This is a genomic window from Allobosea sp. 05T439 (assembly GCF_056396005.1).
Genome location: NZ_JBFTKP010000004.1, coordinates 141,350 through 162,985, shown reverse-complemented (window position 1 = coordinate 162,985; position 21,636 = coordinate 141,350). Strand labels below are relative to the sequence as shown.

Annotated in this window: 19 protein-coding genes; 15 read left to right on the top strand and 4 right to left on the bottom strand. The window is 64.8% G+C overall.

Features of this window, described 5'->3' with window-relative positions:
• Positions 1 to 209 precede the first annotated feature (209 nt).
• Positions 210 to 995, bottom strand: coding sequence for a class I SAM-dependent methyltransferase (locus AC1DIO_RS06335; protein ID WP_441505919.1), 786 nt, complete (start codon positions 993 to 995; stop codon positions 210 to 212).
• A gap of 233 nt (positions 996 to 1,228) precedes the next feature.
• Between AC1DIO_RS06335 and AC1DIO_RS06330 the strand changes: the two genes are divergently transcribed.
• The 4 genes from AC1DIO_RS06330 to AC1DIO_RS06315 all read left to right on the top strand — a co-directional run bounded on the left by AC1DIO_RS06330 (position 1,229) and on the right by AC1DIO_RS06315 (position 5,889).
• Complete coding sequence (locus AC1DIO_RS06330) at positions 1,229 to 2,371, top strand: ABC transporter substrate-binding protein (protein WP_441505918.1); 1,143 nt, start codon at positions 1,229 to 1,231, stop codon at positions 2,369 to 2,371.
• Positions 2,368 to 3,453: a FecCD family ABC transporter permease gene (locus tag AC1DIO_RS06325; RefSeq protein ID WP_113515844.1), complete on the top strand. Its 1,086-nt coding sequence runs from the start codon at positions 2,368 to 2,370 to the stop codon at positions 3,451 to 3,453. Before AC1DIO_RS06330 ends, AC1DIO_RS06325 begins: the two co-directional genes overlap by 4 nt.
• Positions 3,447 to 4,226, top strand: a complete 780-nt coding sequence (locus AC1DIO_RS06320; protein WP_476770952.1) for an ABC transporter ATP-binding protein — start codon at positions 3,447 to 3,449, stop codon at positions 4,224 to 4,226. The genes AC1DIO_RS06325 and AC1DIO_RS06320 overlap by 7 nt, the downstream gene beginning before the upstream one ends.
• Before the next feature lie 232 nt (positions 4,227 to 4,458).
• On the top strand, positions 4,459 to 5,889 hold the full coding sequence (locus tag AC1DIO_RS06315; RefSeq protein ID WP_441505916.1) for an amidohydrolase: 1,431 nt from the start codon (positions 4,459 to 4,461) through the stop codon (positions 5,887 to 5,889).
• A gap of 142 nt (positions 5,890 to 6,031) precedes the next feature.
• Here the strand turns inward: AC1DIO_RS06315 and AC1DIO_RS06310 are convergent, their stop codons facing one another.
• Complete coding sequence (locus tag AC1DIO_RS06310; protein ID WP_441505915.1) at positions 6,032 to 7,360, bottom strand: NAD(P)/FAD-dependent oxidoreductase; 1,329 nt, start codon at positions 7,358 to 7,360, stop codon at positions 6,032 to 6,034.
• A gap of 324 nt (positions 7,361 to 7,684) precedes the next feature.
• Between AC1DIO_RS06310 and AC1DIO_RS06305 the strand changes: the two genes are divergently transcribed.
• From AC1DIO_RS06305 to AC1DIO_RS06255, 11 genes are all read left to right on the top strand, one after another.
• Positions 7,685 to 8,533: a VOC family protein gene (locus AC1DIO_RS06305; RefSeq protein WP_441505914.1), complete on the top strand. Its 849-nt coding sequence runs from the start codon at positions 7,685 to 7,687 to the stop codon at positions 8,531 to 8,533.
• A gap of 95 nt (positions 8,534 to 8,628) precedes the next feature.
• Positions 8,629 to 10,233 (top strand): ABC transporter substrate-binding protein, encoded by a 1,605-nt coding sequence (locus AC1DIO_RS06300; RefSeq protein WP_476853253.1) that lies wholly within the window; start codon positions 8,629 to 8,631, stop codon positions 10,231 to 10,233.
• Positions 10,234 to 10,273: 40 nt separating this feature from the next.
• Entirely contained in the window at positions 10,274 to 11,251 is a 978-nt protein-coding gene (locus tag AC1DIO_RS06295; protein ID WP_113515850.1) for an ABC transporter permease, read from the top strand.
• A 3-nt stretch (positions 11,252 to 11,254) separates the two neighbouring features.
• Positions 11,255 to 12,085: an ABC transporter permease gene (locus AC1DIO_RS06290; RefSeq protein ID WP_441505912.1), complete on the top strand. Its 831-nt coding sequence runs from the start codon at positions 11,255 to 11,257 to the stop codon at positions 12,083 to 12,085.
• Entirely contained in the window at positions 12,082 to 13,710 is a 1,629-nt protein-coding gene (locus AC1DIO_RS06285) for an ABC transporter ATP-binding protein (RefSeq protein WP_441505911.1), read from the top strand. Before AC1DIO_RS06290 ends, AC1DIO_RS06285 begins: the two co-directional genes overlap by 4 nt.
• A 145-nt stretch (positions 13,711 to 13,855) precedes the next feature.
• Positions 13,856 to 14,803 carry a hypothetical protein gene (locus AC1DIO_RS06280; RefSeq protein ID WP_441505910.1) on the top strand — a complete coding sequence of 316 codons (948 nt, stop codon included), beginning with the start codon at positions 13,856 to 13,858 and terminating at the stop codon, positions 14,801 to 14,803.
• 61 nt (positions 14,804 to 14,864) lie between these two features.
• Positions 14,865 to 16,106, top strand: coding sequence for an extracellular solute-binding protein (locus AC1DIO_RS06275; RefSeq protein WP_441489783.1), 1,242 nt, complete (start codon positions 14,865 to 14,867; stop codon positions 16,104 to 16,106).
• Positions 16,107 to 16,218: 112 nt separating this feature from the next.
• Complete coding sequence (locus AC1DIO_RS06270; protein ID WP_441505909.1) at positions 16,219 to 17,151, top strand: carbohydrate ABC transporter permease; 933 nt, start codon at positions 16,219 to 16,221, stop codon at positions 17,149 to 17,151.
• Positions 17,148 to 18,005 carry a carbohydrate ABC transporter permease gene (locus tag AC1DIO_RS06265; protein ID WP_441505908.1) on the top strand — a complete coding sequence of 286 codons (858 nt, stop codon included), beginning with the start codon at positions 17,148 to 17,150 and terminating at the stop codon, positions 18,003 to 18,005. The genes AC1DIO_RS06270 and AC1DIO_RS06265 overlap by 4 nt, the downstream gene beginning before the upstream one ends.
• The gene (locus AC1DIO_RS06260) at positions 18,002 to 18,694 is read left to right on the top strand and encodes an N-acetylmannosamine-6-phosphate 2-epimerase (protein WP_441505907.1); all 693 of its coding nucleotides are present in this window, start codon (positions 18,002 to 18,004) and stop codon (positions 18,692 to 18,694) included. Before AC1DIO_RS06265 ends, AC1DIO_RS06260 begins: the two co-directional genes overlap by 4 nt.
• Positions 18,681 to 19,634: an N-acetylglucosamine kinase gene (locus tag AC1DIO_RS06255; RefSeq protein ID WP_476776323.1), complete on the top strand. Its 954-nt coding sequence runs from the start codon at positions 18,681 to 18,683 to the stop codon at positions 19,632 to 19,634. The genes AC1DIO_RS06260 and AC1DIO_RS06255 overlap by 14 nt, the downstream gene beginning before the upstream one ends.
• A 45-nt stretch (positions 19,635 to 19,679) precedes the next feature.
• Here the strand turns inward: AC1DIO_RS06255 and AC1DIO_RS06250 are convergent, their stop codons facing one another.
• Positions 19,680 to 20,180: a hypothetical protein gene (locus AC1DIO_RS06250; RefSeq protein ID WP_441505905.1), complete on the bottom strand. Its 501-nt coding sequence runs from the start codon at positions 20,178 to 20,180 to the stop codon at positions 19,680 to 19,682.
• A gap of 23 nt (positions 20,181 to 20,203) precedes the next feature.
• Positions 20,204 to 21,589 carry a tetratricopeptide repeat protein gene (locus AC1DIO_RS06245; RefSeq protein WP_441505904.1) on the bottom strand — a complete coding sequence of 462 codons (1,386 nt, stop codon included), beginning with the start codon at positions 21,587 to 21,589 and terminating at the stop codon, positions 20,204 to 20,206.
• Between the last annotated feature and the right edge of the window lie 47 nt (positions 21,590 to 21,636).

Sequence of the window (21,636 nt, the reverse complement as noted above, 5' to 3'; positions counted from 1 at the left end):
GGCAAGCGACTGCGCAAGGCGGCGCTGTTCCAGCCTTTCGCCGGACTGCGGCGCGGAGCGGCGAGCCGCCATTCATGTTGAGGTTGCGGGCTCGGACGATGCTGGCTCGCCCGGGTCGGGGCGAATGCGGCGCGTCTCAGGACGCGGCGCAGGGCATGCCGCCGCCTTCGCCTGCCAGGTCCGTCTGTGCGGGGGAGGCGGTAATCACCTTAGGACGGCTTGCGTGCGGAGATCAGGAAGCGGTTTTGCGCTGCGCGCTCGAGACGCTGGAAGAGCGGCATGAAGCGACCCTGGGCGCGGTGGATCGGGCCAAGGTCGCGGTCGACGACGACGTCCTCGAACCCTGCCTGCCTCAGCAACTCGGCGACGGCATCGGGGCGGCACCCATCAGAAAAATAGACGCGCGACAGGATGCTTGCATGGGTGTCCGCATAAGGTGGGGGAGGCGGCACATTCCTGCTCAGGCGTTTGACAAGTCGTGCGAGCCACTTGATCAACCGCCTGTCCGGTGGGGTGTTGATGGTGTCCGCGTCGATGATCGCGACGCGTCCGCCCGGCTTGAGTACCCTGTGCCATTCGGCGAAGGCGGCCGGCGGGTCGGGCAGGGTCCAGACAAGATGCCGGGTGACTACTGCGTCGTAACTATCCGAGGGCTCCAGCGTATTCTCGGCATCGCCGAGGAAGAGCTTGATCGGTCCCTTGCCCGAGACCTTGGCGCGGGCACGCGCCAGCATGGCCTCGGAGAGATCGAGGCCGGTCACCGAAAAGCCGAGTTCCGACAGCAGCAGCGAGATCACCCCCGTGCCGCAGGCCAGGTCGAGCGCCCGGCGCCCCTGATCGGTGCCAAGGTGCCGCGACAGAAGCGCGAGCCATGCGCGCCGTTCTTCCAGGGAAAAGATCTCGTGGCCTGGCGTCGTATCGAATGTCTCTGACCTGATGGACCAATAGTCCCGGATTTCATCCTTCAGGCTGCGATTTGCGATCGTGGTCGACATCGATCATTCGCCTTGTCTTGGTCCGTTTCCGGCACCTTTCACCACGCTGCGCTGCGTCTCACAAGTCTTTCCTTCGGTTCGCGCCGAGAAGTTTTGTGAATGAGCGGTCTGTTCTTCACTTTAGAATTCGTTTAATCAAGTAGATTGGATGTATTCTAAAAGATATGCCTTGACCGACCTTGTGTCATTTCATACGAGCCGCCCAGCTCAGACGAGGTTTAGGTGGTGGCGTGATGGCATTGCTTCACAGGGTTATTCAAGTAGCCACTCTGACCATTGGCCTCATCGCGTCGACGTTGCCTGCTTTCGCGGAGAAGGTCAGGGTCACGGATGTTCTCGGCCGGGCGGTCGAGGTCAACGCGCCAGTCGAACGCGTGATCCTGGGCGAAGGGCGGCAGATGTACTTCGTCGCCGCGCTCGACAGGGACGATCCGTTCAAGCGTGTCGTCGGCTGGCGGGACGATCTGCCGAAAGCCGACCCCGACAGCTACAAGGCCTATCTCGCCCGCTATCCCGCGATTGCCAAACTGCCGAATTTCGGTGGCATGAAGGAGGGCGCATTCGACGTCGAGCAGGCGATAGCGCTGAAGCCGGACGTTCTCTTCCTGAATGTCGAGGCGAAGATCGCCAGCGACGAGGCCAAGCTGGTCGAGAAACTCGCCTCCGTCGGCATTCCCGTCGTCTATGTCGATTTCCGCGAGAAGCCCTTCCAGAACACCGAACCGTCCATGCGGCTGATCGGCAAGCTCTTCGGCAAGGAGGCGCTTGCGGAGGACTTCATCACGTTCCGGGCCGAGCAGATCTCGCTGGTGACGGACCGTCTTGCCAAGGCTACGGCATTGAAGCGGCCGGTCGTGATGATCGAGCGCGCCGGGGGCTATTCCGACGATTGCTGCATGTCGTTCGGCAACGAGAATTTCGGCAAGATGGTCGAGATCGCCGGGGGCAAGAATTTTGCGGGCGACCTGATCCCCGGGACCTTCGGTACGGTCAATGCCGAGGCCGTCGTCGCCGCCAATCCTGATGTCGTCATCGTCACCGGCGGCAATTGGGAGGCCTATGTCCCGGGTGGGGCCTGGGTCGGCCTTGGCCCCGGCGTCGACCTGATCGAGGCGCGCCGCAAGCTCGCTGCGCTGTCGCGCCGCCCCGCCTTCGCGCAGACGGCCGCCGTCAGGAATGGCCGCGTCCATGGCATCTGGCACCAGTTCTACAACAGCCCCTACCAGTTCGTCGCGATCCAGGAGATCGCGAAATGGCTGCATCCCGACCTGTTCAGGGATGTCGATGCTGACGCCACACTGAAGGCCCTGCATGAGCGCTTTCTGCCCTTGCCTTACCAGCCCGGCTACTGGGTGACCGTCGAGGCCAAGGGATGAGCGAGATCGGAATATCTGGCGCCGCTGCCGAGGCGGTGCGCGAGGGCGGGGGGCGGGCGAGCTATCGCGCCCTGAACGCGCGCCGGCGCATGATCCTCGCCGGGCTCTTTCTGCTGCTGCTGCTGAGCTTCATTGCCGACCTGATGATCGGCCCGGCCCGCTATGCGGCGTCCGATGTCGTGCGTGCGCTCGTGATGCCGGACAGCGTCCCGGTTGCCGTGCGCGTCGTGATCTGGGACATCCGCCTGCCGGTGGCGTTGATGGCGGTTGTGACGGGCGCCTCGCTGGCCATGGCGGGCGCCCAGATGCAGACGATCCTGAATAACCCGCTCGCCAGCCCGTTTACCCTTGGGATATCGGCTGCAGCCAGTTTTGGCGCGGCGCTCGCGCTCGTGTTCGGCGTCGCCATCCTGCCGTTCGCCGTCGATTATATCGTGCCGTTGAACGCCTTCATCGCGGCGATGGGGGCGGCCATGCTGATCCATGTGCTCAGCCAGTCCCGCGGCGTGACGACCGAGACGGTGATCTTGCTCGGCATCGCCCTGGTCTTCACCTTCAATGCCCTCCTCGCATTGCTGCAGTTCTTCGCCTCGGAGCAGGCGCTCGGCGCTGTGGTCTTCTGGATGATGGGGAGCCTGACGAAGGCAAGCTGGAACAAGCTTGCGATCACCAGTGCCGTGGTTGTCCTGTGCGTGCCCTTCTTCATGCGCCGCGCCTGGGCCCTTACCACGCTGCGTCTCGGTGACGAGAAGGCGGCAAGCTTCGGCATCGATGTCAGGCGGCTGCGGCTGGAGATCATGCTGCTGGTCAGCCTGCTGGCGGCTGTGCCCGTGTCCTTCGTCGGCACGATCGGCTTCATCGGCCTCGTCGGCCCGCATATCGCGCGCATGGTGATCGGCGAGGATCAGCGCTTCTTCCTGCCGGCATCTGCGCTCGCCGGTGCCGCCATCCTCTCGGCCTCCTCGGTCGTCAGCAAGTCGCTGATACCGGGCCTCATCTTCCCGATCAGCATCGTAACGGCGCTCATCGGCGTGCCGTTCTTCTTCAGCTTGATCCTGACCAATCGGAAGCGGTCATGGTAGTCGGCCTGCAGCTTCGCGAGGTCGGCGTCCGTTACGGCCGCAAGGTCGTTCTGAGCGAAGTGACCACACCGCTGCTCAGCGGCGGGGAGGTCGTTGCCGTGATCGGCCCGAACGCGGCCGGCAAGTCGAGCCTCTTCCGACGGATTGCCGGCCTTGTGCCAGGGGCGGGCGAGGTCAGCATTTCCGGCGAGAGCTCCGTGCCCGGGCGCCGCGCGCCGTTGTCCTGCTACCTGCCGCAGGATACGGCGGTGAACGCAGTGCTCACGGTTTACGAATCGATCCTGCTCGCCTTCAAGCAGGGCGGGACATGGTCGGTCAGCGATGACGAGCTCAAGCGGATCGATTGCGTGCTGCGCGATCTCGAGATCGAGGATCTCGCCTTCAGGGGGCTTGGGGAACTCAGCGGCGGTCAGCGCCAGTTGGTTTCGATCGCCCAGACGCTGGCGCGCGAACCGGACATCCTCCTGCTCGACGAGCCGACGAGCGCGCTCGACCTGCATCGCCAGTTCGAAGTGCTGTCGCTCGTGCGTCGACTGGCGCGGGACCGCGGCATGTGCGTCCTGATCTCGATCCACGATCTTAATCAGGCGTTGCGCGTCGCCGACAGGGTCCTTGTCCTGGCCAAGACGCGCCTGGTCGCGATCGGCGCGCCGCGCGAGATCGTGACGCCGTCGCTGCTGGACGAGGTCTATGGCGTCAGGGCGCGCGTCGAAGGCCTGTCTAGCGGCGAGCCCTATGTTGTCGTCGAGGGCTCCACGCGCCACGCCGCATAAGGATCGGCCGTCCAGACGGGCAACGTCGTCCTCTTCTGACGCCCGGCGGCCCGGGCGCGTTCCTGCCCGTGCGGGATCCTGCGCTGGCTGCATGACCCGATCGTGCTCATGCTTCTTGCCGGCTTGTCGCGCTGGGCGTTTGGTCGCAACAGCGAGACGCAGGTTCGCGCCGACACCGATCCGGACGATCGGCCGCGCGACGGCATGGGCAGGAAAGAGCCAGGAGCAGGATATGACCGATCAGCAGAACACCGCCGAGATCTGGCGGTTGGCGGATGCCAAGAGTCCGGCTTTCTTCGAGCTTAGCGACCGCGTCTGGGCCGTGCCCGAACTGAATTATCAGGAGGAGCGTTCGGCCGCCGAACACGCCGCGATGCTCGGGAAGGAGGGCTTCCGTGTCGAGAAGGGCGTCGCCGGTATTCCGACGGCACTGATCGGCGAGTCGGGCGAGGACGGTCCGGTCATTGCGATCCTAGGCGAATATGACGCGCTGCCCGGACTGAGCCAGGAGGCCGGCGTCGCCGAGCAACGCCCGATCATGTTGGGGGGAAATGGCCATGGCTGCGGCCACAACATGCTCGGTTCGGCCTCTTTGCTTGCCGCGACTGCCGTCAAGGACTGGCTGGCTGCGAAGGGCATCAAGGGGCGCGTGCGCTATTATGGTTGCCCAGCCGAGGAGGGCGGCTCGTCCAAGGGCTTCATGGTGCGCTCCGGGCTGTTTGACGATGTCGATGTCGCCATCTGCTGGCACCCCTCCTCATTCACCGGCGTCAGCAAGGCGATCTCACTTGCCTGTGTCGAGGTCGAGTTTACCTTCCGGGGCCGTGCATCCCATGCAGCTGCCTCGCCGCATCTCGGTCGCAGTGCGCTCGATGCGGTCGAATTGATGAATATCGGCGTCAACTACATGCGCGAGCACATGCCGAGCGATGCGCGTGTCCATTACGCGATCATCGATGCCGGCGGCATCGCGCCGAATGTCGTGCAGGCGCAGGCGACCGTGCGTCATTTGATCCGCGCCCGGACGCTCAGCGAGATGTGGGACCTGGTGCGGCGGGTCAAGGCGATCGCCGATGGCGCCGCTCTGATGACGGAGACTTCCGTCGTTGCGCAGCAATTGTCGGGCGATGCCAACCTCGTGGGCAACCGTCCGCTCGAGGAGGCGATGCACGCCAATCTCATCCGGCTCGGCGGGCCGGGTTTCGATGCCGCTGACCGCGCCTTCGCCGCAGAGTTCCAGAAGACCTTCTCGAAGGAGGATATCCGCGCCTCCTATGGCCGCTTCGGTCTGTCGGTGCGGGAGGGGGAATCGCTCAGCGACGACATCTATCCGCTGGACTATGTCGCCGCCCTCTCCGTGGGGTCCACCGATGTTGGAACTGTGAGCTGGGTCGTTCCAACCGTGCAATGCCGCGTCGCCTGCTATGCCGTGGGCACGCCCGGACATTCCTGGCAGCTGGTCGCCCAGGGCCTCGCGCCGGCGGCGCATAAGGGGCTCTCGCTTGCGGCCAAGGCCATGGCCGGCGTCGCGGTCGATGTCCTGTCCCAGCCGGCGCTGCTCAAGGCGGCCAAGGCTGATTTCGCTGCGTTCCGCGCCGAGAACCCGTTCCAGAACCCGATTACCGACGATATCGAACCGCCGCTCGACATGGCGGCTCATTGAGCGGGCATCGGCCACGAGCCGTTTTGGCTCAGCAAGGATCGCCCGGAGCCATCGTCCGGGCGATGATGTTCGAAATGGCGCCGGCGCTCCGGATCGATCGGTGCGGGTGCTGCCGCACGCACCAGCCTCGTGCGAGGAGTGCTTAGATCTCTGCCGCGTCCAGCCGCCGATAGAGCGGTAGCGCCAGCGGCGCGATCCGGCGCACGACCGCGCGGAACGGCTGGGGTTTTGGCTCGGACAAGGGCAGGCCGAGCGTCTCGATCGCCGTGCCTTGCGTCGCCCTGGCAAGCTCGCGACCAAGCGAGATGGACAGCGCAACGGCCCGGCCATTGCAGCCGACCCAGGCAAAGCCGTCCGGCCCGAGACGGTGGATGCGCGGATAGCCCGGCACCTGCGGCTGGAGCAGATTGTCGGGGGTCATCCCGACATAGCCCGACCAGACATAGTCGAACTCGACATCGCCGAGCTGCGGCCAGAGTGTTTTCAGCCGTGCCGCGATCTGCGGCCGCAGATTGACCCCGCCATCGCCCGGCAGCACGGCCGCTCCTCCGGTGACAAGGCGGTTGCGGGCGTCCCAGCGGGCGAAATAGAGTTCGCGATGCGTGTCCGACATCGCCTGGCGGCCCGGGATGACGGTCTTGGCGATATTGTCGCTGACCGGCTTTGTCGCCATCTGCCAGGACAGAACAGGGATGACCTCGCTGGCGATCTCGGGGGCGAGATCGCGCTCGAACTCGCCGGTATACGCATTGGTCGCCAGCACGAGCGCGCGAGCGGTGACCGAGCCGCGCGCGGTCTTCACCGTCCAGCGGCCATTGGCATGGCTCATCGAGGTGGCGGGAGACCGTGCATAGATGGTTGTGCCAAGCTTCAGCGCGACCTCGGCCAGTCCGCGTGTCAGCGCGAGCGGATTGATATGACCGCCCGTGCGATTCCAGAAGCCGCCGAACCAGGCATCCGACCCGAGCATCTCCGCCGCAGCGGCGCGATCGAGCAGTTCGACCGGTGCCCCGATTGCCGACCATTCGCGCACGCGCTTTTCGGCGAGCTTGAAGCGACCAGGCGAATGGACGGGCTGGATCCAGCCAGCTTGTTCAGCCTCTGCCGGGATATCGTATTTCCGCACGAGGTCGAACAGATACTGAGCGCTGTCGCGCAGCACCGCGTTGAAGCGTTCGCCGGCTTCGCCATGGCGTTTCACCATCGCGGAGGGATCGTGGCCGGCAAGCGTCGGGATGACCTGGCCATTGTTGCGCCCCGAGGCGCCCCAGCCGGGCTCGGCTGCCTCCACGATCGTGACGTCGACGCCGCTCTCGCGGAGATGGATCGCGGTCGAGAGGCCGGTAAAGCCGGCACCAATCACCACGACATCGGTCTGGACATCCCCTTGGAGCGCGCTGAGCACAGGCCCAGGCTGGGCGGTGGCGGCCCAGAGAGAGGGAGGCCAGGCGACGGAGGGCGGAGCAGTCATCGGCGGCGATCTTTCGCAAGGCGGGCTGGTCAAAACCCGTTTGGCAGGAGCTTGCGCATACTTGCCGCCATGACCGCCCGCTCGCAAGTAGGTTGGTTCCGGCGATTTGCCCGGCGGAGAACAGTTTTCTATTTTTCTCGCCATAGACGAATGAAATCTACCAAATTTAGGCTTTCTCGCTCGGGTTGTTGAAAATACTATTCTCCGGACGCTATGTGTGCCGCGCAGCGGGGGCTGCTGGAAACGTCACCTCGAAGTGGTTGCGCCCCTCTGTTGGTTCGGATGAACTCTGCTTCCGTTGGGTTCTTGGTCAAAGGGGGCGTCATGTCGCTCAAGCACATTCTCGGTCTCGATCATGTCGTCGTGACCGTCCGCGATCTCGATGCTTCTGCCCGGCAATGGGAGCGCCTCGGTTTCACGGTCTCCCCGCGCGGCACCCATTCGCCGATCCTGGGAACCGGCAACTACACGATCATGTTCGGAGACGACTATCTCGAGCTGCTCGGCGTGCTGACCGAGACGGATCAGAACAAGCCGACCCGCGACTATCTGAAGAACCGGGAAGGGCTGGAGCGCGCTGCCTTCACCACGGATGATGCCGCTGCAGGCGCAGCTGAACTCAAGACCCGTGGCCTCGAAGCCCTGGGTCCCGTGCATTTCGGCCGCCCGGTGGATCTGCCGAATGGCGGGACGGGCGAAGCGAAGTTCAATGTCTTCCGCTGGCCTCTGAACGAGAGTCCCGGCGGACTGCGCATCTTTGCCTGCCAGCATCTGACGCGCGAGACGGTCTGGATTCCTGAGCTCCAGAAACATGCGAACGGCGCGAGCCGCATCGTTCGGGTCGAGGTCCTCGCTGCAGATCCGAAGGCGGCCGCCGGGCATCTCAGCCGTTTGATCGACGAGCCTGCGCGTCCGCAGGATGACGGCTGGCTGGTGCCGTCGGGCGGCAAGCGCGCCGATTTCCTGTTCTATGATGCGGCCGGTTTTGCGGGGCGCTATCCTGATGCGGTGCGGATCGGTGCGGCTCCCGCCGGCGCAACCGCGATCGTTCTGGCGAGTGCCGATCTCGAAGGCGCTGCCAAGGCGCTCGGCCCGCTCGCGGTGCGCCATGGTGGTGCCGTCAGCGTACCGGCCGACTCCGCCAATGGCGTGATCGTCAGCTTCGTACCGTGACGCGAGCCTTGGCTCCCCTTTGAGAACAGCCTGATGGCCGGATCATCGTGAATTCCGGCTCTGCCCTTATCGAACACCGGACCCAGGAGGTCTCCATGGACATGACCCGCCGCGCCGCGCTGCTGACAAGCGCCGCCATCGCTTCGAATGTGCTGTTCCCGATGCGCTCCTTCGCCCAGGAAACACCGCGCAAGGGCGGAGTCTTCACCGTCCATTACGGTGCCGAGCAGCGCCAGCTGAACCCGAGCCTGCAGGCCTCGACCGGCGTCTACATCATCGGCGGCAAGATCCAGGAGCAGTTGGTGGATCTCKATGCCAGCGGCCAGCCGGTCGGCGTGCTCGCCGAGAGCTGGGAGGCTGCACCCGACGGCAAGACGATCACGTTCAAGCTGCGGCCGGGCGTGACCTGGCATGACGGCAAGCCCTTCACCTCCGCCGACGTGCAGTTCACCGCGATGGAGATGTGGAAGAAGATCCTCAACTACGGCACCACGCTGCAGCTCTTCCTCACCGCCGTCGATACGCCCGACCCGCTGACGGCAGTGTTCCGCTACGAGCGCCCGATGCCGCTCAACCTGTTGCTGCGCGCACTGCCCGATCTCGGCTACATCTCGCCGCGCCATCTCTACGAAGGCAAAGGCGACATCCGCCAGAACCCGGTCAATCTGGCACCGGTGGGCACGGGGCCGTTCAAGTTCGCGCAGTACGAGCGGGGCCAGCACATCATTGCCGACCGCAACCCGAACTACTGGCGCGCCAACGCCCCCTATCTCGACCGGATCGTCTGGCGCGTGGTCACCGATCGCGCTGCCGCCGCCGCCCAGATGGAAGCCGGACAGATCCACTACAGCCCGTTCTCGGGCCTGACGATCTCGGATTCCGCCCGTCTCGGCAAGGATCCGCGCTTCATCGTTTCGACCAAGGGTAACGAGGGCAACGCCCGCACGAACACGATCGAGTTCAATTTCCGCCGCAAGGAACTCGCGGATATCCGGGTCAGGCGCGCGATCGCGCATGCGCTCGACATCCCGTTCTTCATCGAGAATTTCCTCGGCGATTTCGCCAAGCTCKGCACAGGTCCGGTCCCCTCCGTCTCGACCGATTTCTATCCGGCCGATAACGGCCCGCAATATCCCTTCGACAAGGCACTCGCCGCGAAGCTGCTCGACGAAGCCGGGTTCAAGGCCGGCGCTGGCGGAACGCGCTTCTCGGTGCGCCTGCTGCCGGCTCCATGGGGCGAGGACATCACGCTCTTTGCCACCTTCATCCAGCAGTCGCTCGCCAATGTCGGCATCAAGGTCGAGATCGTGCGCAACGATGGTGGCGGCTACCTGAAGCAGGTCTATGACGATCACGCCTTCGACTTGGCTACGGGCTGGCATCAGTACCGCAATGATCCTGCGGTCTCGACGACGGTGTGGTATCGCTCTGGGCAGCCCAAGGGTGCGCCATGGACCAATCAATGGGACTGGACCGATCCGACGATCGACAAGATCATCGACGACGCGGCGACCGAGGTGGATCCGACGAAGCGCAAGGCGCTCTATGGCGACTTCGTACGGCGCGCCAACACAGAGCTGCCGATCTGGACGCCGATCGAGCAGATCTTCCTGACGGTGATCAACGCCAAGGCCCGCAACCACTCCAACACGCCGCGCTGGGGCTCGAGTTCCTGGCACGATCTTTGGTTGGCGGAGTGACACGTCCACCAGCCTCCGCAGTCGAAACCGGCCAGTTCCCATGCGCGTATTAGCTCTTGCGGGGCGGCGTCTTGCCGCCTCGATCCCGACCCTGATCCTGATCCTGATCGGGGTGTTTCTGCTGCTGCAATTCGCGCCGGGCGATACGGTCGATGCGATGATGGCGCAAATGGGCGGTGGCGATGCCGCCACCGCCCGCCATCTGCGCGAGTTCTACGGGCTCGATCTCTCGGTCTGGGCCCAGCTCGGCAATTATCTCTGGCGACTGGTCAGGCTCGATCTTGGCTTCTCGGCGATCTACGGCAAGCCGGTCGTGACCGTGATTGCGGAGCGGCTGCCGGCGACGATCCTGCTGATGAGCGCCTCGCTGTCCTTTGCCTTTTTCTTCGGGCTGATCTTCGGTGTGATCGCGGCGCGCGGCGTCAACAGATGGCCCGATACCCTGATCTCGACACTGGGGCTGATCTTCTACGCCATGCCGACCTTCTGGTTCGGGCTGATGGCGATCGTCGTGTTCTCGATCTACCTGCAATGGCTGCCAGCCGGTGGTTTCGAGGATATCACAGTCAGCCTTACGGGGTTGGCCCGGACGCTCGACATCGCCAAGCACCTCATCCTGCCGACCCTGACGCTTGGCCTGTTCTACATGGCGATCTATCTGCGCATCATGCGCGGCTCGATGCTCGAGGTGCTCAATCTCGACTTCGTCCGCACGGCGCGGGCCAAGGGCATGGATGAGACGCGGGTGGTGGTGCGGCACGTCCTACGTAATGCGCTGCTGCCGATGGTGACGCTGATCGGCCTGCAGGCTGGCACGATGCTGGGCGGTTCTGTGGTGGTCGAGAGCGTGTTCTCGCTGCCGGGGCTGGGGCGGCTGGCCTATGAATCGGTCGTGCAGCGCGATCTCAACACCTTGCTCGGCATCATCTTCGTCTCGGCGCTGCTGGTGATCGCGGTCAATTTCATCGTCGACCTGCTCTATGCCCGGCTCGATCCGCGCATCACGGCGGGAGCCTGAGCCATGGAGTTCGCAAAGCTCTATTTCCGCAGTCCCTCGGCCGTCATCGGCCTGCTGCTGCTCATCCTCGTTCTGGCCATGGCGGGGACGGCCGACTGGCTCTATCCGCGCGATCCGCTGGCGCTTGCCGGGCGGCCGCTGATCTGGCCTTTCAGCAACCCGCGCTTCCTGCTCGGGACCGACAATTCCGGCCGCGACATCGCCGCGCAGATCTTCCATGGCGCACGCATTTCGCTGCTGATCGGTCTGGTCGCGACCTTCATCTCGGTCATGATCGGCATCACGATCGGCGCCTTCGCCGGCTATTACGGCAGCTGGGTCGACACCGTACTGATGCGCGTGACCGAGGCCTTCCAGACATTGCCGAACTTCCTGTTGCTGCTCGTGCTCGTCGCGGTGTTCGGCTCGACCATCACCACGGTGACGGTCGCCATCGGCATCGTCTCATGGCCGGCTTCGGCGCGACTGACGCGCGCCGAGTTCCTTTCGCTGCGCAACCGCGAGTTCGTGCAGGCGGGACGCACACTGGGACTGAAGGACATCAAGCTGATCTTTGGCGAGATCCTGCCGAACGCATTACCGCCGGTGATCGTCTATGCCAGCGTCGTGATGGCGGTCGCGATCCTGCTCGAGAGCGCGCTCGCCTTCCTGAAGCTCTCCGATCCGAATGTTGCCTCCTGGGGCAACCTGATCGGCGCAGGGCGCGATGTGCTGCGCGTGCAGTGGTATGTCTCGGCCATTCCCGGCATTGCCATTCTCGTCACCGTGCTCGCCGTCTCGCTGGTCGGGCAGGGGCTCAATGACGCTCTCAATCCGAGGCTGAAGAGCCGATGACCCCGATTCTTGTTCTCGACGATGTCAGCGTGAAGCTGCCGGCCGGCGCCGACCGGTCGCACGCCATGGCGAATGTGTCGCTCTCCCTGGCGGCCAATGAGATCCTCTGCGTGGTCGGCGAATCCGGCTCCGGCAAGTCGATGACGGCCAATGCCATCATGCGGCTGCTGCCGGGCGGGGTCGCGATCGACGGCGGGCGCATCCTCTTCGAGGGCCGCAACCTTGCCGATGTGAGCGAGGCCGAGATGCGCAAGGTGCGCGGCGCCGGTATCGCGATGATCTTCCAGGAGCCGATGACCGCGCTGAATCCCTTGCGCAGCATTGGCGACCAGATCGGCGAGATGTTCGAGATCCATACCGATCTGCCGGCTGGCGAGATCAGGACGCGGGTCCTCGCCCTGCTCGATGAAGTGCGGATTCCCGATCCGGCTTCGACGCTCAAGGCTTATCCGCATGAACTCTCGGGCGGTCAGCGCCAGCGCGCCATGATCGCCATGGCGCTCGCACTCGATCCCAGGGTGCTGATCGCCGACGAGCCGACGACTGCGCTCGACGTCACCACCCAGGCGCAGATCCTCGAACTCATTCGCGACCTGCAGCGGCGCAAGGGCACGGCCGTTCTGTTCATCACCCATGATTTCGGTGTCGTTGCCGAAATCGCCGACCGTGTCGCGGTGATGAGCCAGGGCCGCGTCGTCGAAGAGGGCACGGCCAGTGCGGTGCTGGACAATCCCCGGCACGCGTACACGAAGCAGCTGATCGCCGCAGTGCCGCCACTGAAGGCTCCGCCTCCGCGTCCGCTGTCGAGCGATCCGATCCTGACCATAGAGCACGTCTCGAAGACGTATCGCACCGGTGGCTTCTTCGGTCGCGGCCAGCGCATCACCCACGCGGTCAAGGATGTTTCGCTGGTGCTGCCGAAGGGCGGCACGCTCGGCATCGTCGGCGAGTCCGGTTCCGGCAAGTCGACATTGGCGCGCTGCCTCGTGCGCCTGATCGATCCCGAGAGCGGCGAGATCCGCCTGAACGGCCGCGACCTCGCCTGTCTGACCCGCGAGCAGATGCGGGCGGAGACGCGCCATATCCAGATGGTGTTCCAGGATCCATTCGCCTCGCTCAACCCGCGCCGCAAGGCGGGCGAGGCGGTTGCGCAAGGCCTCGTCGTTCACGGCATGCCGCGTGCGCAGGCATTGGCGCGCGCCAAGGAACTCTTTGGGCTGGTCGGTCTCGATCCCGCCGCGACCGAACGCTACCCGCATGAGTTCTCGGGCGGCCAGCGCCAGCGGATCGGACTTGCCCGCGCATTGGCTCTGGAGCCGGATGTGCTGGTGGCGGACGAGCCTGTCTCCGCGCTCGACGTATCGGTCCAGGCGCAGGTGCTGAAGCTGTTGGCGGAACTGCGCCAGCGTCTTGGCCTGTCGATCGTCTTCATCACCCATGATCTGCGCGTGGCGGCTCAGGTCTGCGATCTTGTCGCTGTCATGAAGAGCGGGGAGGTGGTGGAGGCCGGGCCGATCGGCTCTGTCTTCGGCAATCCGCAACACCCCTATACCCAAGCGCTGCTCGCCTCGATTCCCGGACGCGAGTTCGGGCTGGAGCGGGTGGCCGAGCGGCAGGAGGGCTGACCCCTCAGACACGCGTCGTAACCCTTCGCCCGGCGGCGCAGGGGCGAGCATTTTCCGGCTTGAACAGCGTTAACTGGTTCTATATTGGTATCGTACCAGAGGGTGTTGATCGCGCTGAGCGCGCGAAGCGGGAGCACGCGGAACAGTGGAAGGCGAAGGGTCTCTTTCAGGGTCCGCAGAACGTCCCGCTGTCTCTGCTGTTCCGAAGGAATCGGCCGGCTGGCGCATCCTGTCGCAGGTCAGCGTCAAGGGCAGTGCGCCCTTCAACGAGGACATGGCGGGATCTTCCGGCTCGCATGCATGGATCATCGACGGGTCCGCCTTCTTCTCAGGCGCTTCCAGAACGGAGCAGCAATCGGAAGGGGCGTGGCTCGCGCAGCGGGTCGATGAGATCCTGCGTTCCACGGCGCGCGATGAAGCCCCGCTTTCCGAGATCGCGGCAACTCTCGAGGTGGCTGCCGCTCGGGATTACGCCGTGCTGGGTGACGGTCAGCCTGAGCGTATCGGAGGAGAGGGGCCTTCGGCCGTCCTCGGCCTCGTGCGCCTTTCAGCCATGGGGGAATCCTGTCGTATCGAGGGGGTGGTGATCGGCGACGTGTCGATCATTATTCTCGATGGCGAACATATGGAGCGCTGGACGGACGCTTCGGCGGGCCCGTTCGAGGCCCGGACAATCGCAGCGGCCGGAACCGGCCTGCGGCGTGACGGCGAGCCGATTTCGGCGCCTGCTCTGGCGCAGATTCACGAGAATCGCCGTTTCCTGAACCAGCCGGATGGCTATTGGGCTGTTCATCCCGGGCTTCCGTGGCAAGCGGGCTTGCGTTCCTTCTCCGCGACCGTGTCCCCGACGGCGACGGTCCTGCTCGCTTCCGACGGGTTCATGCGCCTTGTCGATGTCTTGAAACGCTACGACGAGGCTGGTCTCATGCAGGCTGTGGTGCGCGACGGTGCGACTGCACTCGTTGCCGAACTGCGCCGGCTCGAGAACGGAGATCCTCGCACGGAACGGTTCAACCGCGTCAAGATCCACGATGACGCGACCGCGCTCGTCGTGACGCCGAACTTGCCGGCCGTCGAATTCATCCAACAATAACAAACGTTACGTTCAACGAGGGAGAGCAAACATGTTGGCCGGGATTCTGACCAGATCCATCTTGAGACGCGCGCTTGGCAAGCTCGCCCTGACGGCTTTCGCCGCCGCGACAGTCCTTGCGGCTCCGGTGCAGGCGGAAGATCTCACCCTCTGGAGCTGGCGCCAGGAAGATAAGGCAGCCTACGCCAAATTCATCGAGGCGTTCCGCAAGAAACATCCGGACATCAATGTGAAGTTCGAGGCTTTCGAGGCCGCGAACTATCCCACAGTCCTGTCGACCGCACTTGCTGGCGGCACCGGGCCGGACATCGTGCAGGTGCGCGCCTACGGCACGCTTGGCGTCGGCAAGCCGGACTATCTCGTGCCGCTCGACAAGACGATGGTGCCGGAATTCGACAATTTCCCCGCGTCGGCGGTGGCGGCAGAGACCATGCGGTCCGATGGCAAGCTCTATGCGGTGCCCTTCGCCTCGCAGACGATGCTGATCATCTACAACAAGGATCTGTTCGAGAAGGCCGGCGTCACGCCGCCTGCGACATGGGACGAGCTCGTCGCCGTTTCGAAGACGCTGAAGGAGAAGGGCATCACCCCCTTCGGTAACGGCACCGCCACCTCCTGGCAGAACGAGACCATCGTCGGCGCCTTGCTCTCCTCCCAGATCGGCAAGCAGTTCGAGCAGGACGTGCTCGCCGGCAAGGCCGACTTCACCGATCCGCGCTTCGTTGGCGCTCTCGCCAAGCTGAACGAGCTGAAGGAGTACTTCGCCCCGAATTTCTCGGGCGTGGATTATGCCGCGTCGCAGCAGTTCTTCGCGGCCGGGCGCGCAGCCATGTTTGCCGGTGGCTCCTTCGAGCTCGCCAACTTCCTGCGCCAGAACCCGAAGCTGAAACTGGGGATGTTCGCCTCGCCGGTTGCCAAGGCCGGGGATGAGCGGCTTGTCGCGCTCTATTACGATGGCGGCTACGCGATCAACGCCGCGTCGAAGAAGAAGGACGCAGCGCTCAAGTTCCTGCGCTTCCTCGGTACGCCTGAGTTCGGCACGGCCTTCTCGAACGATCTGCAGAACATCTCGCCAATCAAGGGCGTGAAGTTCGAGAATCCGTTGTTGAAGGAGGTCGCGGCGCTCAACGAGCGGGCCATGTCCTACATCATGCTGGTCAATTTCCGCTATCAGGAGCCGACGGGCTCGGTGCTGCTGCAGTCCGGCGTGCAGAAGATGCTGGCGGGCAAGGCGACTCCGGCCGAGGTCGGTGCCGAGGTCACGAAGGGCATCGGGACCTATTACGCACCCTTCAAGAAGTAAGCTCCGGGGCTGAAGCTCCCATGATGCGCATGGCCGGCAGAACCCGACCATGCGCTTGGACAGGCGCGCGCCGGGCTCTCCCCCTGAGTGCTGCTTCAACAGGCCAGGTCTCATGAAGACGGATTACCGACGCCGCGAAAGGCGCAAGCGCGCGGCCTGGATCGCATTTCTCATCGTGCCGCCGATGGCGATGATGCTGACCTTCGTCGTCTGGCCGCTGCTGGTGGCGCTCAGCTCTGCCTTCTATCGCTGGGAGGGGATGGCCCAGGGAGAATTCGTCGGCCTGCAGAATTTCAGCGATGTCCTGTTCGGTGATCATTTCGCGGCGCTGACCTGGCGCGCCTTCCGGCACAATCTCTTCGTCTTCTTCGCGCTTTTCGTGGTGCAGAACACCGCCGGATTTCTGCTTGCCTGGTTCATCTATCGGGAGCCGTTCGGCTTTCGCTTTCACCGGATCGCGATTTTCATGCCGGTGATCCTGTCCACCGTCCTGGTCGGGTTCCTGTGGAAGCTCTTCCTCGACCCCAATTTCGGCCTCATCAATCAGCTTCTCGACATGATCGGCCTCGGCGCGCTGCGCCAGCCCTGGCTCGGTCAGGAGACGACGGCGCTGCCCGCGCTGGTCATGGCCAATGCCTGGCACTGGGTCGGGTTTCCCGCCCTGGTCTATCTGGCCGGAATGCAGCGCATCCCCCGCGAAATCCTGGAAGCGGCCAAGCTCGACGGCTGCAGCAGCTGGCAGATGCTGACCCGTGTCGTCTGGCCACTGGTGGCGCCCTCCACGACCATCACATTGACGCTGCTCTTCATCGGCGCCTTCAACTGGTTCGAGCTGCCCTACATCATGGCGGGGCTGGACGGCTCGCCCTACGGGTCGACGGACGTGCTGGGGCTCTATTTCTACCGCACTGCCTTCGGCAACCAGAGCGCAGGCCTTCAGGATTTCGGGCACGGCAATGCGCTTGCCGTCTTGATGTTCATGTTCATCGCGGTCGTCGCGACGCTCATTACGCAGTATCTGCGCCGCCGGGAGATCGCGCTGTGACGGCAAAGGCCCAAAGCCCGGACCCATTGTTTCCGCGCAGCAGCCCCGGCAGCCTGATCGCCGCCGCGCTGCTCGTCGGCAACTCCGTTCTGATGCTCTACCCGATCGTCATCATGGTCTTCTCGGCCTTCAAGACGACCGGGGAGATCTTCGACGCACCGTTTTCCGTTCCTGATTTCACCTATGTCGCGAACTTCACCCGGATCTGGGGCGAGACAAGCCTGCCGGGCTACTTCATCAACTCGGTGATCATCACCGGCTCGTCCATCGCGCTTATCCTGCTGCTCGGCACGATGGGGGCCTATGCGCTCGCGCGTTACGAGTTCCCGGGCAATTCGGCCATCTTCATGTTCTTCCTGGCCGGCCTGATGCTGCCCTTGAAACTCGCGGTGATCCCACTCTTTCTCCAGATGCGCGATTTCGGCCTGCTCGACACCCGTTTCGGCCTCATCCTGATCTATACGGCGATGGGCCTGCCCTCGACGATCTTCATCATGACCGGGTTCTTGCGGACGTTGCCGACGGAACTCGAGGAGGCCGCGCGCATCGACGGGGCGTCCGAGCCCCGGATCATGCTGTCCATCATGCTGCCGCTATCCGTGCCACCGATGGTCATTTCCGCGATTCAGAATGCCGTGCCGACCTGGAATGATTTCTTCTTCCCGCTCGTCTTCATCCAGACCGATGTGCGCAAGACCCTGCCTCAGGGCCTTTCGGTGTTCATGGGCGAATATACCACCGACTGGGGCATGCTCTTTGCCGGCCTCACCATCGCAGCCCTGCCACTGACCATCATCTACATCGTGATGTCGCGCCAGTTCATCCGGGGCATGACCGCAGGGGCGGTAAAGTGACACTTCTAGACAATCAGAACCTGATACCGCCGGGCAGCCTCGCCGTGTCCTGCCAGGCGCGGGCGGACAACCCGTTGCATGGGCCGGTGTTCATGGCGGCGATGGCCCAGGCGGCGGAGCATGGCGGGGCGCTCGCCCTGCGTGCCAATGGGCCTGCCGATATCGCTGCGATCCGCGCGGTCAGCACGCTGCCGATCATCGGCATCCTCAAACGCTGGGACGATCACTTTCCGGTCTATATCACGCCCGATTTCGCCGCGGCTGCGCTGATTGCTGCCGCGGGCGCCGACATCATTGCGCTCGATGCAACCGCCAGGCCCCGCGATGGCGAACCACTCGGGGTTCTGATCGCGCGCATCCGCGGTGAACTGGGCAAGCCCGTCTTCGCGGATTGCGCGACGTTCGAGGACGGTGTCCGTGCGGCCAGGCTTGGCGCCGACTACATTGCCACGACCTTGTCCGGCTACACCGATGAGACCGCTGCGTTGAAGGCGGCGGGGCCGGATATCGCGCTGATCGCTGCCCTCGCTGGCGCCATATCGACGCCGATCGTGGCGGAGGGGCGTTTCGAGCGGCCGGAGCAGCTTGATGCGGCCTTCGCAGCCGGTGCGCACGCCGTGGTCGTTGGCACGGCCATCACCAATCCCCGCGAGATCACCCGCCGTTTCGTCGCGCATGCCCGGGCTTGAGCACCCGCTGGGCCTGGGCATCGAGACGGGCGGGACGGCGTCGCGCTGGTGTCTCGTCTCCGCAGCTGGCGAGGTCATGGCACGAGGCGACGTGGCACCGATGACGGGCCATGTCTTCAGCGAGGCGGACCATGAGCGCGTGCGAGGCATCTTTGCGGGGCTCGCGTCGGAACTCGCAGGCCATAGCCGGCCCAGCGCCATCGTGGCCGGCGTCACGGGCATTGGATCGGCTTCGCCGACGACGGCCCTCTTTGCACGGATGCTCGCGGGTGCCTTCCAATGCGCCGAGACATCCGTGCTCGTCGTGGACGACATGTGGCTCGGTTATCGCGCCCGCTTTGCGCCCGGCGAGGGCATCGTCGTCTATGCCGGTACCGGCTCCATCGGCTACCACCTCGCGGCAGGCGGCGAGATCATCCGAGCCGGCGGCTATGGCGTGCTGGTCGACGATGGCGGGGCGGCGACCTGGATCGCGACCGAGGCGTTGCGGTTCGTCCTGCGGCGAGAAGATGAAGCGCCGGGTTCCGGCTGGAGCACAGTGATTGGCCGGGCGCTCTCCGCAGCTGTTGGCGGCAGCTCCTGGGATGCGGCCCGCGTCTATATCTATGGCGGCGACCGCGGCAGCCTGGGGCTTTTGGCCCGTGCCGTAAGCGCTGCCGATGAGGCCGGGGATCCCGAAGCGAGACGGATTTTTGTGGGGGCAGGACGGGAACTCGCCCGCCTCGCTCTGGCACTGCGTGGGCGTGTCGGCCTCAAGCCGGTGGCCCTGGCCGGCCGTGCGATCACGCTCTCGCCAGCCATTGCCGAAAGCTTCGCAGCCTCCGTCGCGCCACCCGTGCTTTTGGCCGATGCCAGCCCCGATGTGCCGGCAGTCGCGGCGCGACTGGCCGTCGAGCTTGCTGCGAATCCAGGTGAGGGAGAGCCGGGCACAGGGCGTTGAAACCGCGCTATGTGCCCGGTCATCGACAAGAGCCCGGTCGGATCCTCAGCGGGGACGAACCGGCGCAGAAGACGCTTCGAGTTGCTCGAAGACGAAGGCCGCAAGGTAGCCATAGATCGCGTGGCCAATCAGGCTCATGAGGGAGAGGCGCGGCACGTCGGTGAGAAGGAAGGCCTGACCGGCCAGGGGCGCGAAGAAGCCGAGCGCGATGAAGTAGGTGATCACCCCCCAGATCCAACCATCGGCGGGCATGCCGAAACTCTTCACGAAACGCGTCAGCGCGTAATAGCCGAGCGGGTAGAACAGGAAGCCTGTGAGGAAATGCAGCAGCTTCGCGACCGGCGTCGAAAGCGTCAGGCCGAGCTGGTGGGAAAACAGCGACTTCACCAACTCGGGCGGCTCCAGGGGGAATTCCGCGAACCACGCGGTCGGGACGGCCGAGAACAGTTCCCAGAAGCCAAGCCCGGCAAAGCCGCCAAGGGCCAGGTTCGCGATGGTGCGTGCTGATAGAAGGGGGGTGGTCCAGGGCAGGGTGGTGGTGATCATGGCTGTTATTCCTGTGGTGGCGTTTAGTGGGCGAGCGCGAGCGGGGTCGCCGCGACGGCCAACGCGGCGGTGTGTGCGGCCGGCCGGTTGCGCAGCAACGCCAGCCGGCGCGCGGCGAAGAGGTTGGAGCCGCCGCGTTTCGTGATGCGTTCGCTAAGAAGCGGGGCCGCGCGCTCATGGTTGCCCGAGCGGATCAGGCTTTCGATATAGGCCTGCTCGAAGAGGTCGCGTTGAGCGTGGCTGCCACCGATCGCGACCAGTCCGTCGCGCGCGGCGCCCAGCAGCCTCGCCGCCTCGCTGTAGTCGCCTTCATGGAAGGCGAGCAGGCCGAAGGCCGCGAGCGCACCATGATGGGCCGCCTGCCTGCGCTCGCTGCTGCGATGCGCCCGGCTATCCCCAACGAGCGTGCGGGCGATCGCCTCCGCGCCGCTTGAATGCCCGGCGCCGAGCAATGAGAGAGCATAGTGCAGGTCGGCAAAGACCAGGCGGCCATCATCGATCCGGCCCTCGGCGAGTGCGGCCAGTTCCTCCCAGCGCGTCCCGACATCGACGCCGGCATATTCGAGCCGGGCAAGCAGCGAGGCGCCATTGGCTATGTCGCGATAATCGTCGGTGGGCTCGCCCCGGATATCGTTGTCATAGAGGCGCAGCACCTCCGCGGTCTCTCCGTGCTCGAGCCGGAACAGGGCGAGGTGCCAGACGATGTGGAAGCGCAGGTTATTGGCATGGGACCAGTTCCGGGCATTCCCGAGCCAGGTGATCCCCTCGTCGGCGCGGCCGGTCATTTCCAGCACATGCGCGACGGCGTGGCGGCCCCAGGCATCGCGTGGCGCAAGGACGACGGCGCGGCGGCCCGCTCGCTCGGCCTCGGCATAGAAACCCTGTTCTTCGAGCGCGAAAGCGTGGCAGCCATGGACATATCCGGCAAGCGGATGGCTTTCGCCGAAAGCCGGCGCGGTGCGGCGCAGGCAGGCCAGCATCTCGTCCTGATCACCGAGCATGAAGCGCAGGCCGTGAGAGAGTTTTAGCGCCAGCACGTCGAGGGGGTGGGCCTCCAGAATCGCTTCCAGGCGCCCGGCGGCCAGTCGCGGTGCATCGGCCAGCCAGAACGCCAATGCCTCGACCAGCATGCGCTCACGCTGTGTGACGGGACGCAACGCGATGGCCGCCTTGGCCTTGACGAGGCAGTCGCGCGCCGCTCCGAGCAATTCTGACCTGGCAAGCGAAAGAAGCATCAGGCCTTTGGCCGCATGAACCAGTGCGAAATCCGGATCCGCTGCCAGCACGCGGGCGAGATGCTCAGGTGTCGCGGCAGCATGGGCCAGCACGGCTTCGAGCGTGTCGTTCCAGGCGAGGCGTGCAGCGTCGTTCGCGACAGTGACGCGCTCGCCTGAGAGATCGTGATACATGAGGCTACTCCGTTCGAGCCCTTGAAGGGGCGTCTCTCGGGGAGTTC

Bases quoted from the DNA above. Each gene is read 5' to 3' on its own strand.
- AC1DIO_RS06335 (WP_441505919.1), bottom strand. From the start codon at position 995: ATGTCGACCACGATCGCAAATCGCAGCCTGAAGGATGAAATCCGGGAC.
- AC1DIO_RS06330 (WP_441505918.1), top strand. From the start codon at position 1,229: ATGGCATTGCTTCACAGGGTTATTCAAGTAGCCACTCTGACCATTGGC.
- AC1DIO_RS06325 (WP_113515844.1), top strand. From the start codon at position 2,368: ATGAGCGAGATCGGAATATCTGGCGCCGCTGCCGAGGCGGTGCGCGAG.
- AC1DIO_RS06320 (WP_476770952.1), top strand. From the start codon at position 3,447: ATGGTAGTCGGCCTGCAGCTTCGCGAGGTCGGCGTCCGTTACGGCCGC.
- AC1DIO_RS06315 (WP_441505916.1), top strand. From the start codon at position 4,459: ATGACCGATCAGCAGAACACCGCCGAGATCTGGCGGTTGGCGGATGCC.
- AC1DIO_RS06310 (WP_441505915.1), bottom strand. From the start codon at position 7,360: ATGACTGCTCCGCCCTCCGTCGCCTGGCCTCCCTCTCTCTGGGCCGCC.
- AC1DIO_RS06305 (WP_441505914.1), top strand. From the start codon at position 7,685: ATGTCGCTCAAGCACATTCTCGGTCTCGATCATGTCGTCGTGACCGTC.
- AC1DIO_RS06295 (WP_113515850.1), top strand. From the start codon at position 10,274: ATGCGCGTATTAGCTCTTGCGGGGCGGCGTCTTGCCGCCTCGATCCCG.
- AC1DIO_RS06290 (WP_441505912.1), top strand. From the start codon at position 11,255: ATGGAGTTCGCAAAGCTCTATTTCCGCAGTCCCTCGGCCGTCATCGGC.
- AC1DIO_RS06285 (WP_441505911.1), top strand. From the start codon at position 12,082: ATGACCCCGATTCTTGTTCTCGACGATGTCAGCGTGAAGCTGCCGGCC.
- AC1DIO_RS06270 (WP_441505909.1), top strand. From the start codon at position 16,219: ATGAAGACGGATTACCGACGCCGCGAAAGGCGCAAGCGCGCGGCCTGG.
- AC1DIO_RS06255 (WP_476776323.1), top strand. From the start codon at position 18,681: ATGCCCGGGCTTGAGCACCCGCTGGGCCTGGGCATCGAGACGGGCGGG.
- AC1DIO_RS06250 (WP_441505905.1), bottom strand. From the start codon at position 20,180: ATGATCACCACCACCCTGCCCTGGACCACCCCCCTTCTATCAGCACGC.
- AC1DIO_RS06245 (WP_441505904.1), bottom strand. From the start codon at position 21,589: ATGTATCACGATCTCTCAGGCGAGCGCGTCACTGTCGCGAACGACGCT.